10 protein-coding genes are annotated in these 12174 nt (G+C 66.6%); 9 read left to right on the forward strand and 1 reads right to left on the reverse strand.

From position 1 onward, the window contains the following. Positions 1-25 precede the first annotated feature (25 nt). From ACE10W_RS01215 to ACE10W_RS01235, 5 genes are all read left to right on the forward strand, one after another. Positions 26-871 carry an ABC transporter permease gene (locus ACE10W_RS01215; protein WP_304553946.1) on the forward strand — a complete coding sequence of 282 codons (846 nt, stop codon included), beginning with the start codon at positions 26-28 and terminating at the stop codon, positions 869-871. 4 nt (positions 872-875) lie between these two features. Further along, positions 876-1661: an ABC transporter ATP-binding protein gene (locus tag ACE10W_RS01220; protein ID WP_304550207.1), complete on the forward strand. Its 786-nt coding sequence runs from the start codon at positions 876-878 to the stop codon at positions 1659-1661. Between the two features lie 55 nt (positions 1662-1716). Next, positions 1717-2226, forward strand: a complete 510-nt coding sequence (locus ACE10W_RS01225) for an OsmC family protein (protein ID WP_027542149.1) — start codon at positions 1717-1719, stop codon at positions 2224-2226. Between the two features lie 220 nt (positions 2227-2446). Beyond that, positions 2447-3256, forward strand: a complete 810-nt coding sequence (locus tag ACE10W_RS01230; RefSeq protein WP_011083743.1) for a hypothetical protein — start codon at positions 2447-2449, stop codon at positions 3254-3256. 388 nt (positions 3257-3644) lie between these two features. Then, a complete protein-coding gene (locus tag ACE10W_RS01235; RefSeq protein ID WP_304550211.1) occupies positions 3645-5321 on the forward strand; it encodes a PAS domain-containing methyl-accepting chemotaxis protein in 1677 nt (558 codons plus the stop codon). Positions 5322-5437: 116 nt separating this feature from the next. On the opposite strand, the gene mutS is transcribed toward ACE10W_RS01235, so the two are convergent. Then, positions 5438-8176, reverse strand: a complete 2739-nt coding sequence (gene mutS / locus ACE10W_RS01240; protein ID WP_304550212.1) for a DNA mismatch repair protein MutS — start codon at positions 8174-8176, stop codon at positions 5438-5440. A gap of 215 nt (positions 8177-8391) precedes the next feature. Between mutS and pcaF the strand changes: the two genes are divergently transcribed. From pcaF to pcaG, 4 genes are all read left to right on the forward strand, one after another. Continuing rightward, positions 8392-9600: a 3-oxoadipyl-CoA thiolase gene (gene pcaF, locus ACE10W_RS01245; RefSeq protein ID WP_304550213.1), complete on the forward strand. Its 1209-nt coding sequence runs from the start codon at positions 8392-8394 to the stop codon at positions 9598-9600. Between the two features lie 119 nt (positions 9601-9719). After that, positions 9720-10613, forward strand: a complete 894-nt coding sequence (locus ACE10W_RS01250; protein WP_060912787.1) for a dioxygenase — start codon at positions 9720-9722, stop codon at positions 10611-10613. Positions 10614-10742: 129 nt separating this feature from the next. Further along, positions 10743-11444 carry a protocatechuate 3,4-dioxygenase subunit beta gene (pcaH, locus tag ACE10W_RS01255; protein ID WP_038965195.1) on the forward strand — a complete coding sequence of 234 codons (702 nt, stop codon included), beginning with the start codon at positions 10743-10745 and terminating at the stop codon, positions 11442-11444. Between the two features lies 1 nt (position 11445). Further along, positions 11446-12048 carry a protocatechuate 3,4-dioxygenase subunit alpha gene (gene pcaG / locus ACE10W_RS01260; protein ID WP_011083750.1) on the forward strand — a complete coding sequence of 201 codons (603 nt, stop codon included), beginning with the start codon at positions 11446-11448 and terminating at the stop codon, positions 12046-12048. Positions 12049-12174: the final 126 nt, after the last annotated feature.

The raw sequence follows: 12174 nt of genomic DNA on the forward strand, positions 1-12174 counted from the left end.
CTCACAAGACGCGCTTGCTATGGCCATGATCTCCGACGCGCCTGCCTTGCAACGATCCTCTGAACCGGCCGAGGGCGCCGCCGCGCCCTCGCGCATCGCGCGTTACGCGCGGCCGGTGCTGGGTGTGCTGTTGCCGCTCGCGCTCGCGCTCGGCTGGGAGCTCGTGGTGTGGTCCGGCTGGTCCAACGGCCGGCTGGTGCCGCCGCCCTCGCGCGTCTTTGTCACCATCACTGACCTCGCCCGCTCCGGCGAGCTGGTCCGTCACATCGCCGCGACGCTGTGGCGTGTCGGCCTTGGCTTCGCGTTCGGAGTGGTCGCCGGCACGCTGCTCGGCGCGATTTCCGGCTATTGGTCGCTGGCGCGCCGGCTGCTCGATCCGACCGTGCAGGCGCTGCGCGCGATACCCTCGCTGGCCTGGGTGCCGCTGTTCATCCTCTGGCTCGGTATCTTCGAGACATCGAAGATCGCGCTGATCGCGGTCGGCGTGTTCTTCCCGGTCTATCTCGGCGTGATGGGTGCCATCCTCTCGGTCGATCGCAAGATCGTCGAGGTCGGGCGCACCTTCCGCCTCTCCGGCCCGGCGATGATCCGCCGCATCCTCTTGCCCGCGGTGCTGCCGGCCTATGTGGTGTCCTTGCGCGTCGGCCTCGGTCTCGGCTGGATGTTCGTGGTCGCAGCCGAATTGATCGGCGCCTCCGAAGGTCTCGGCTATCTTCTGCTCGACGGCCAGCAGCTCGGCAAGCCCGCGCAGATCCTCGCCGCGATCGTGATCTTCGCCATGCTCGGCAAGCTCACGGACTGGCTGATCGAGGTCGGGTCCGCGCCATTCCTGCGCTGGCAGGACGGCTTCGGGCGCGACAGGGGAGCGTAACGCGATGCTCGCGCTCGACCGGGTCAGCAAGACCTATCCCAACGGCGTCGAGGCGCTGGCGCGTTTCTCGGCCGAGATCAGGCAGGGCGAGATCATCGCCATCATCGGCGGCTCCGGCTGCGGCAAATCAACATTGCTGCGCGCCATCGCCGGCCTCGATCGCGCCGGCTCGGGCACGGTGACGCTCGACGACGAGGCGATCGCCTCGCCGCATGCCAAGATCGGCATCATCTTCCAGGAGCCGCGGCTTTTGCCCTGGCTCAGCGTCGCCGACAATATCGGCTTTGGCCTTGCCGATTTGCCCGCGGCCGAGCGGCGCGAGAAGGTGGCGCGCGCGCTCGCGCGCGTCGGGCTCGCCGACAAGGCGCAGGCCTGGCCGCGCGAACTCTCCGGCGGGCAGGCGCAGCGCGTCGCGATCGCCCGCGCGCTGGTGCCGCAGCCCGAGGTGCTCTTGCTCGACGAGCCGTTCTCCGCGCTCGACGCATTCACCCGCAGGGATCTCCAGGATCATCTGCTCGATCTCTGGGCCGACACGCGCCCGACCTTGATCCTCGTCACACATGACGTCGACGAGGCCGTGGTGCTGGCAGATCGCGTGCTGGTGATGCGGCCGCGGCCGGGCCGCCTGTTCGACCAGATCGAGATCAATCTGGGGCGGCCGCGCGACCGCAATTCGCCGCTGTTCGAGAACTTCAAGCGAAGTGTGCTGACGTCACTCGACCGTTCGCTCGACCGCAGCGTGCCCGACCGTGACGCAACCCAGGGTCCCGGTCAGGCCATGTGGTGGTGACAATTTCTCCTCAAGCCGGTACATCGAGGGGCGATTTTTCCGGGAGAGAACGAAAATGGACGCTGCCCAACTGCGCCAGATGCAGGCCCCGATCAAGGAACGCTACAAGACCGATCCCAAGACCGCGCTGATCACGTTGAAGGCCAAGGGCTCGACCGACAGCGACGGCATCGCCTGCAAGGTCGAGACCGGCCGGGCTATCGCGCTTGCCGGCCTGCATCCGGCCACCGGCGGCTCCGGCCTCGAACTCTGCTCCGGCGACATGCTGCTCGAGGCGCTGGTTGCTTGCGCCGGCGTCACGCTGAAATCGGTTGCGACCGCGATCGAGGTGCCGCTCAAGACCGGCAACGTCTATGCCGAGGGCGATCTCGATTTCCGCGGCACGCTCGGCGTCGACAAGGAGACGCCGGTCGGCTTCGCCGAGATCCGCCTCCGCTTCGAGGTCGACACGCCGGCGCCGCAGGACAAACTCGATCTGCTGCTCAAGCTCACCGAGCGCTATTGCGTGGTCTACCAGACCATCAAGAACGGCCCGAAGGTTTCGGTGTCGATGCAGCGGATGTGAGGCGCGAGAGTCGCTGCTCTACAATTGGTGTCGTTCCCGCGTAGGCGGGAACCCATAACCCCAGGCCGTCGTGATTTCGGACGGTCGTAGCTCCAGCTCTCGAATCACAACGCCCTGTGGCTATGGATTCCGGGTTCGCGCTTCGCGCGCCCCGGAATGACGGACAGAATGCCTTCCTTCCGGATCTGCGCTTCGCTTGTCCGGCACGACAAACAAAAAAATGTCCCCCGAGCTCCACTTCATCCTCTTCCTGCTCCTGCGCATGGCGATCGCGGCGGCGTTCGTCGTGACGGCCTCGATCATCACCGAACGCTCGGGTCCGGTGATCGGTGCGCTGATCGCGACCCTGCCGGTCTCGGCCGGTCCGTCCTACGTCTTCCTCGCGATCGACCATGACGCCGCCTTCATCGCGCAGGGCGCGCTGGCGAGCCTGCCGGTGAACGCGGCGACCATCTTCATGTGCCTCACCTATGTCGTGCTGTCGCAGCGGCACAATCTCGCGGTGAGTTGCGGCAGCGCCGTCGCGGTGTGGATCGGGCTGGCCTCGATCATCCGCCAGTTCGACTGGTCGCTCACCGCCGGGCTTGCCGCCAATCTGATCGCATTCGGCATCTGCATTCCGCTGCTCGCAGGCTATCGCCACGTGAAGATGCCGCTGGTGACGCGGCGCTGGTACGACGTCCCGATGCGGGCCGCGCTGGTCGCGACCCTCGTCGCCATCGTGGTCTCGACTTCCAGCTGGGTCGGCCCCCGTATCAGCGGCATCATCGCGCTGTATCCCGTGGTGTTCTCAAGCATGATGGTGATCCTGCATCCGCGCATCGGCGGCCCGCCGACCGCCGCCGTACTCGCAAACTCCGCCTGGGGCCTGCTCGGATTCGGAATGGCGGTCGCCGTCATGCACGTCGCGGTGGTGCAGTTCGGCCTGGCCGTCGGCTTGAGTCTTGCGCTCGGTACCTGCGTCACCTGGAACCTGACGCTGTGGGGGATCGGCCGGCGCGCGATGCGCAAGGCTCGGCAGAAGCCGTGAGACTACGGATGAACGCGAGATGACGTCGAAGACATATCTGCGGCTAGTTCATTCGAGCAATCAGCGCGGCGTCCCGCAAGCCGTTGAATGACAAATGTCATTTCAAATTCGGGCCGAGACCGCCGCGGGGCGCCGTGTGCACCGGCGATTTTCCCCGGCTGCTGCTTTCCGACATTTCTATTAGAACTTTGTTCGAGCTTTTCCCGTACGAATCAACTTGCATACCCGCGTCCGACACCGCCCGCGTATATTTTGGCGGATCTCTATTCAAGCGATCGGACCTGCGGGAACCGCTGATTGGAATACGGCATCGCTGCCGCGCGGTCACATCCCCCTGGTTCCGACGGGCACGTCCCGATCGGTGTTATTTCGAGATGGAGATTCTTTGATGTTTGGTCGCAACTCCCGCAGTGATGCAGACGCACAGCTCGCCGCGATCGGCCGGTCGCAGGCCGTGATCGAGTTTGCGATGGATGGCACGATTCTTACGGCCAACCAGAACTTCCTGAAGGCGCTCGGCTACTCCATCGACGAGATCAAGGGGAAGAAGCACGCCATGTTCGTGCCGGCCGATCAGCGCGACAGCGCCGAATACAAGGCGTTCTGGGCGCAGCTCAACCGCGGCGAGCCGCAGGCCGCCGAATTCAAGCGAATTGCCAAGGGCGGCCGCGAGGTCTGGATCGAGGCGTCGTACAATCCGGTGCTCGACAATGCCGGCAAGCCGGTCAAGGTCGTGAAGATCGCGACCGACATCACCGCCAAGAAGGTCCGCGCCATGACGGAAGCCTCCAAGGTGTCCGCCATCAGCCGCGCCCAGGCCGTGATCGAGTTCAAGCTCGACGGTACCGTCGTCACGGCCAACGAGAATTTCTGCAAGGCGCTCGGCTATTCGCTGGCCGAGATCGAGGGCAAGCACCACAGCCTGTTCGTGGCTCAGTCCGAGCGTGACGGCGGCGCTTATCGCGAATTCTGGGCCGCGCTCAACCGCGGCGAATACCAGGCCGGCGAGTTCAAGCGCATCGGCAAGGGCGGTCGCGAGGTCTGGATCCTCGCCTCCTACAATCCCCTGCTCGACGAGAACGGCAAGCCGTTCGGCGTCGCCAAGTTCGCGACCGACATCACCGCGGAGAAGCTGAAGAACGTCGATCTCGCCGGTCAGATTGCGGCGATCGACAAGGCGCAGGCGGTGATCGAGTTCAACATGGACGGCACCATCATCACCGCCAATGCCAACTTCCTCGGAACGCTCGGCTATTCACTCGCCGAGATCAAGGGCCATCATCACAGCATGTTCGTCGAGCCTGCCGAGCGCGACGGCGCGGCCTATCGCGAGTTCTGGGCCGCGCTCAACCGCGGCCAGTACCAGGCGGCGGAATACAAGCGCATCGGCAAGGGCGGCAAGGAGGTCTATATTCAGGCCTCCTACAACCCGATCCTCGATCTCAACGGCAAGCCGTTCAAGGTCGTGAAATATGCCACCGACACCACGAAGCAGGTGCTCGTCCGCATGGGCAACGAGCGCGTCCGCGGCATGATGGAATCTGTCGCCGCGGGTTCGGAGGAGCTCAACGCCTCGGTGCGGGAGATTTCCGAGGCGATGACCAAGTCGCGCGAAACCGCGATGAGCGCGGTGGATCAGGTCGCCGCCGCCGACGCCCAGGCGCAGCGCCTCACCGAGGCCGCGCAGGCGATGAGCGGCATCGTCGAGATGATCAACAGCATCACCGGGCAGATCAACCTGCTCGCGCTCAACGCCACGATCGAATCCGCGCGCGCCGGCGAAGCCGGCCGCGGCTTTGCCGTGGTCGCCTCCGAGGTGAAGAGCCTCGCCAACCAGGCCAAGCAGGCGACCGACAAGATCGGCCAGGAGATCGGCAGCCTCAACGGCATCTCCGGCGACGTCGTCAGCGCGCTCGGCTCCATCAAGCAGGCGATCAACAATGTCAGCGAATACGTGACATCGACCGCCGCCGCAGTCGAGGAGCAGAGCACGGTGACGAACGAGATGTCGACCAGCATGCAGCGCGCGGCGGCGGAAGCGGCGGCGATCGCGGCGCGGGCGTAGGGCAGTATCGTAGGGTGGGCCAAGGCGCGCGCACTTCGCGCGCCGTGCCCACCATCCATCCGCGAATTCGTCGTTGCATGGTGGGCACGCTACGCTTTGCCCACCCTACGGCGCCGTTACTGCTTCGGCAGCTTGGCCTTCAACGCATACAGCGCGTCGAGCGCCTCGCGCGGAGACATCTCGTCGGGGTGCAGCGCCTTCACCGCGTCCATCAGCAGCTCCGCCTCGCTCGGCGGCGCGGCTTCCGCGGCGGCGCGTGAGGGCACGGCGAACAACGGCAGATCATCGGCGAGGGCCCGCGCGGTCTGGCCGCGATCCTGCGCCTCGAGTTTCGCCAGCACGGATTTGGCGCGCGTGATCACGGCCGGCGGCAGGCCTGCGAGTTTTGCCACCTGGATGCCGTAGGAGCGGTCGGCCGAGCCCGGCAGCACCTCGTGCAGGAACACGACATTGCCCTGCCACTCCTTGACGCGCACGGTGGCGTTGAACATCCGCGGCAGCTTGGCCGAGAGCGCGGTCAGCTCGTGATAATGCGTCGCGAACAGCGTGCGGCAGCGGTTGCTCTCGTGCAGATGCTCGATCGCGGCCCAGGCGATCGAGAGGCCGTCGAAGGTTGCCGTGCCGCGGCCGATCTCGTCGAGGATCACGAGCGCGCGCTCGCCGGCCTGGTTCAGGATCGCCGCGGTCTCGACCATCTCCACCATGAAGGTGGAGCGGCCGCGCGCGAGATCATCGGCGGCGCCGACGCGCGAGAACAGGCGATCGATGATGCCGATGCGGGCGCGCGTCGCCGGCACGAAGCTGCCGATCTGCGCCAGCAGTGCGATCAGCGCGTTCTGGCGCAGGAAGGTCGATTTACCAGCCATGTTGGGACCGGTCAGCAGCCAGAGCTGGCCGGACTTTTGCGCGGGCGCCGGCGAGAGATCGCAGGCATTGGCAATGAACGGCTCGCCGTTGCGCTTCAGGGCCTGCTCGACGACGGGATGACGGCCGGCTTCGATCGCAAAGCCGAGCGAGGAGTCCACTTCCGGCCGCACATAGTTCTCGTCGACTGCAAGCTTGGCCAGCGAAGTCGCAACATCGAGCAGCGCAAAGCCTTGCGCGGCGGCGCGCAGGTCGTCGCTGATCTCGAGCGCCTTGGCGCAGAGCCGCTCAAAGATCTCGAGCTCGAGGCCGAGCGCGCGGTCGCCGGCATTGGCGATCTTGGCTTCGATCTCGCCGAGCTCGGAGGTCGTGAAGCGGATCTGGCCCGCAAGCGTCTGGCGATGGATGAAGGTCGCGTTGAGCGGTGCCGACATCAGCTTGTCGCCATGCTGCGCGGTGACCTCGACGAAATAGCCGAGCACGTTGTTGTGCCGGATCTTGAGGCCTTTGACGCCGGTGTCGTCGGCGTAGCGGGCCTGCATCGAGGCCACCACGAGGCGCGAGGCGTCGCGCAGGTTCCGGGCTTCGTCGAGCGCGGGCTCATAGCCCTGGCGCACGAAGCCGCCGTCGCGCTTGATCAGCGGCAGTTGCTCGTCGAGCGCTGTCGCAAACTCGGCCGCGAGCTCGCGCGATGGTCGCGTCAAGGCCGCCATCACCGCCGCGATCTCCTGCGGCGGCTGGTCGAGTTCGCCGAGCCGCGCCAGCACCTGGTCGGCGGCGATGATGCCGTCGCGCAAGCCCGCGAGGTCGCGCGGTCCGCCGCGGCCGACCGAGAGACGGGCCAGCGCCCGCGACATGTCGGGCGCGCCGCGCAGGATGCTGCGGATGTCTTCGCGCGCGGCGGAATCGGCAACGAAGGCGCCGACCGCGTCGAGCCGCCGCGCGATCGCCGGCGCATCCGTCAGCGGCGCCGCCAGCCGCTGCGCCAGCAGGCGCGAGCCCGCCGAGGTCACGGTGCAGTCGATCGCATCGAGCAGGGAGCCGCGGCGCTCGCCGGCGAGCGTCCGCGTCAGCTCGAGATTGGCGCGCGTGGCCGGATCGATCGCCATGGTCGCGCCCGAGGCTTCGCGCGCGGGCGGTGACAGTGGCGGGTGCCTGCCGACCTGGGTGCGGTCGACATAGGTGACGGCGGCGGCCGCGGCCGTCGCTTCGAGCCTGGTCAGCTGTGCCAGCCCGTCCATGGTCGCGACGGCAAAGTAGTCGCACAGCCGCTTCTCGGCGGTGGCGCCGTCGAAGACGTCGCGGGTCAGCGGCGTCACCGCCGGCAATTCGCGCAAGGTCTGTCCGAGCTCGTTGTCATTGTAGAGCGCGTCGGTGACGATCGCCTCGTTCGGATTGATCCGCGCCAGCGTTGCGGCGAGCTCGCCGCCCGAGCATTCCGTCACCATGAATTCGGCGGTCGAGATGTCGATCCATGCGAGCCCGAAGCGGTCGCCGCCGGTGGACGAGCGGGCGCGCGCGATCGCCAGCAGGTAATTGTTGGCGCGCGCATCGAGCAGCGTGTCCTCGGTCAGCGTGCCGGGCGTGACCAGCCGCACCACGCCGCGGCGCACCACGCTCTTGTTGCCGCGCGCTTTCGCGGCGGCGGGATCCTCGGTCTGCTCGCAGACCGCGACCCGGTGGCCGGCCGAGATCAGGCGGTGCAGATAATCCTCGGCGCGCTCGACCGGAACGCCGCACATCGGGATGTCCGCGCCCTGGTGCTTGCCGCGCTTGGTCAGCACGATGCCGAGCGTCTTGGAGGCGATCTCGGCGTCCTCGAAGAACAATTCGTAGAAGTCGCCCATCCGGTAGAACAGCAGCAGGCCCTGATGCGCCGCCTTGATCTCCAGGTACTGTTCCATCATCGGCGTGACGCGCGCGGCGGCTTCCGCCTGCGGCGCGGGCGTTTCGTCGGGCGGCGGTACGGGTATCGGCTGTTGCATCGTCATGGGCGGCGCAACCTACAAAATTTCGTCCCGCGCTCCTATCGGTTTGGCCGGGGAAGGGAGGTTTTCCACGCTGTCCGCACTGCGGCATGCGTGGCAGGCGTGCACGCCCCTCGGAACACGCGCGTATCAGTCAATTGACCTGCCGCGGGCGCCCTCCTAAAACTCCGCCGGAATTGAAGAATTTGGCCGGACCGCGGCATTCAGGGAGAACAACGATGCGTGACGTCTTTATCTGCGATGCCGTGCGGACCCCGATCGGCCGTTTCGGCGGCTCGCTCGCCAAGGTGCGTGCCGACGACCTCGCCGCCGCGCCGATCAAGGCGCTGATGGCCAAGCACCCCAATCTCGATTGGGCGCAGGTGGACGAGGTGTTCTTCGGCTGCGCCAACCAGGCCGGCGAGGACAACCGCAACGTCGCACGCATGGCGTTGCTGCTCGCAGGCCTCCCCGACTCGGTTCCCGGCCAGACCCTGAACCGCCTGTGCGCCTCCGGCCTCGATGCAGTCGGTGCCGCCGGCCGCGCCATCCGCTCCGGCGAGATCGAGCTCGCCATTGCCGGCGGCGTCGAATCCATGACCCGCGCGCCCTTCGTGATGGGCAAGGCGCAGGAGGCCTTCTCCCGCTCGGCCGAGATTTTCGACACCACCATCGGCTGGCGCTTCATCAATCCGCTGCTGAAGGCGCAGTACGGCGTCGATGCGATGCCGGAGACCGGCGAGAACGTCGCCGAGGAATTCCAGGTCTCGCGCGCCGACCAGGACGCCTTCGCCATCCGCTCGCAGCAGCGCGCAGGCGCCGCGATCGCGGCCGGCTATTTCGCCGAAGAAATCACGCCGATCAGCATTCCCGGCGGCAAGACCGGTCCGATCACGGTGGACAAGGACGAGCATCCGCGTCCCGAGACCACGCTGGAAGGTCTCGCCAAGCTGAAGCCGATTGTGCGCAATCCCGGCACGGTCACCGCCGGCAACGCATCCGGCGTCAACGACGGCGCGGCTGCGATGATCCTGGTGTCCGAAGCTGCCGTGAAGAAGCATGGCCTGACGCCGCGCGCCCGCATCCTCGGCCTCGCCTCGGCCGGCGTGCCGCCGCGCATCATGGGCATTGGACCCGTGCCTGCGACCCGCAAGCTGATGGAGCGGCTCGGCAAGAAGATCAGCGATTTCGACCTGATCGAGCTCAACGAGGCCTTCGCCTCGCAGGGCATCGCCTGCATGCGCCAACTCGGTGTTGCCGACGATGCCGACTTCGTCAATCCGCATGGCGGCGCCATCGCGCTCGGACATCCCCTCGGCATGAGCGGCGCGCGCCTGGCGCTCACCGCCGTGCACGGCATGGAGAAGCGCGGCGGCAAGCTCGCGCTCGCCACCATGTGCGTCGGCGTCGGCCAGGGCGTTGCCGTGGCGATCGAGAAGCTGAACTGACGGGACGCTGCGCGTCCCGTCATCCCGGAGCCGCTCGTTAGAGCGGAATCCGGGATCTCGAGATTCCGGGTTCAGCCCTGTCGGGCTGCCCCGGAATGACGGGCGACCGGGAGGCAAGCATGATCATCGAACGTGAGCAGGACGTCACGGCCGCGGCACTGGCGGTGATGGAGCGGACGTCCGATCCGCGGCTTCGCCAGATCATGGTCTCACTGGTCAAGCACCTGCACGCCTTCGTCCGCGATGTTCGCCTGACCGAGGCGGAATTCCGCGACGCCACGGCGATCGTGGCCGAGCTCGGCAAGCTGACCACCGATACGCATAACGAAGTCGTGCTGATGGCCGGCTCGCTCGGCGTCTCGCCGCTGGTGTGCCTGCTCAACAATGGCGATCAGGGCAATACGGAAACCGACCAATCGCTGCTCGGACCGTTCTGGCGGTTGAACTCGCCGCGGGTCGAGAACGGCGGATCGATCGTTCGCTCCGAGACCCCGGGTGCGCCGCTGTTCGTCAGCGGCCGCGTCGTGGACAAGGATGGCCGTCCCGTCACTGGGGCGGAGGTCGATGTCTGGCATGCCTCGCCGGTCGGTCTCTACGAGAACCAGGACCCCGAGCAAGCGGACATGAACCTGCGCGGCAAGTTCACGACCGACCAGGACGGGCGCTTCGCCTTCCGTTCGGTGATGATGGTTGGCTATCCCATTCCGACCAGTGGTGTGGTCGGCCGCCTGCTGAAGGCGCAGAGCCGGCATCCCTATCGTCCCGCGCATCTGCACGCGCTGATCTTCAAGCCCGGATTCAAGGTGCTGATCTCGCAGGTCTACGACCCCGCCGATCCGCATATCGACAGCGACGTGCAGTTCGGGGTGACGCAGGCGCTGATCGGCAAGTTCCTGCGCCACGATACGCCGCATCCGACCGCGCGCGACGTCGCGACGCCCTGGTACTCGCTCGACCACACCTACCGGCTCGAGACCGGCGAGGCCGTGCTGCCACGTCCGCCGATCAAATAGGGCGCGCCTGTGCCATGTGCCGGCGCAAAGAGGCCGCCAAACCCGCTTCCCCCAATTAGTTATATCCTATAATGATTGGCGGAAGTGTTGACCGGCCGGACCGAAAATGGCCGGGGGAGGAGTTCGCCAATGACATTCATCTATCCCGTCGATAGCAACAAGGCGCATCCGCTGCCGCTGTCGCCCGAGTACAAGAGCTCGATCAAGCGCGCACCGAACAAGCCCTTGATCCCGATGCGCCACACGCTGTCGGAATTGACCGGCCCGGTCTACGGCCACGAGACCGTGCGCGAGGGCGACAACGATCTCACCACACAGCATACCGGCGAGCCGATCGGTGAGCGCATCATCGTGCACGGCCATGTGCTCGACGAGGACGGCCGCGGCGTGCCGAACTCGCTGGTCGAGATCTGGCAGGCCAATTCCTGCGGCCGCTACGTCCATGTCCGCGACCAGCATCCGGCGCCGCTGGATCCGAACTTCACCGGCGCAGGCCGCACCCAGAGCGATGCCTCCGGCTACTACCGCTTCGTCACCATCAAGCCCGGCGCCTATCCGTGGGGCAATCACCACAACGCCTGGCGTCCCGCGCACATCCATCTCTCGGTGTTCGGCCATTCCTTCGTCACGCGCCTGGTGACGCAGATGTACTTCCCGGCCGATCCGCTGTTCCCGTTCGATCCGATCTTCAATTCGGTGCCGGACGAGAAGGCGCGCGCGCGGATGGTCTCGTCGTTCGATCTCGAGAACACCCAGCCCGAATGGGCGCTGTGCTACCGCTTTGACATCGTGCTGCGCGGCAAGAACGCCACGCCCATGGAGAGCCACTAAAGTGCAGGATTCTGTGAAGCCCGAGGGGATCACCCCATCGCAGACCGTCGGTCCGTTCTTCAAATACGGCCTGACGCCGACCGGCGACTACGCCTGGAACGACGCGTTCACCAACTCGACGCTGACGCCCGACGTCACGGGCGATCGTGTCCACATCGAGGGCCGCGTGCTCGACGGTGACGGCGTCGCCGTGCCTGATGCCATGCTGGAGATCTGGCAGGCGGATGCTCAAGGGCGCTTCGCCGACCCGCAGGACAAGCGCGCGCTGCCGAATGCCAGCTTCCGCGGTTTCGCCCGCTGCGGCACCGACAAGGACGGCAATTACGCCTTCGACACCGTCAAGCCGGGCGCGGTGCCCGATCTCGACGGCAAGCTGCAGGCGCCGCATATCCTCCTTGCGGTGTTCGGCCGCGGCATGCTGCGGCATCTCTACACCCGGATCTATTTCAGCGACGAGGCCGGCAATGCCGCCGATCCCGTGCTGGCGCTGGTGCCCACTGAGCGCCGCGCCACGCTGATTGCGACGCGCGAGGCGGGGAAGGCGGTCTATCGCCTCGACCTGCGTTTGCAGGGCGACAACGAGACGGTGTTCTTCGACGTGTGAGGCGGCACGCGTGGCGGCGATATCGACGGCCGGCACGCGTTTCTCATCCAGCGCAACCGAGTCGGCTGCTGCTCCGCATCGGGCCTGAGTCGTTTCTCTTCGCGCCGTGAGTCGGTCTCGCTGCCT

It is taken from the genome of Bradyrhizobium sp. B025, assembly GCF_042257955.1.
Taxonomy (GTDB): Bacteria; Pseudomonadota; Alphaproteobacteria; order Rhizobiales; family Xanthobacteraceae; genus Bradyrhizobium; species Bradyrhizobium diazoefficiens.

Coding starts and splice junctions, on each gene's coding strand:
- ACE10W_RS01220 (WP_304550207.1), top strand. CDS start 876: ATGCTCGCGCTCGACCGGGTCAGCAAGACCTATCCCAACGGCGTCGAG.
- ACE10W_RS01215 (WP_304553946.1), top strand. CDS start 26: ATGATCTCCGACGCGCCTGCCTTGCAACGATCCTCTGAACCGGCCGAG.
- ACE10W_RS01235 (WP_304550211.1), top strand. CDS start 3,645: ATGTTTGGTCGCAACTCCCGCAGTGATGCAGACGCACAGCTCGCCGCG.
- pcaH (WP_038965195.1), top strand. CDS start 10,743: ATGACATTCATCTATCCCGTCGATAGCAACAAGGCGCATCCGCTGCCG.
- ACE10W_RS01250 (WP_060912787.1), top strand. CDS start 9,720: ATGATCATCGAACGTGAGCAGGACGTCACGGCCGCGGCACTGGCGGTG.
- pcaF (WP_304550213.1), top strand. CDS start 8,392: ATGCGTGACGTCTTTATCTGCGATGCCGTGCGGACCCCGATCGGCCGT.
- mutS (WP_304550212.1), bottom strand. CDS start 8,176: ATGACGATGCAACAGCCGATACCCGTACCGCCGCCCGACGAAACGCCC.
- ACE10W_RS01230 (WP_011083743.1), top strand. CDS start 2,447: ATGTCCCCCGAGCTCCACTTCATCCTCTTCCTGCTCCTGCGCATGGCG.
- ACE10W_RS01225 (WP_027542149.1), top strand. CDS start 1,717: ATGGACGCTGCCCAACTGCGCCAGATGCAGGCCCCGATCAAGGAACGC.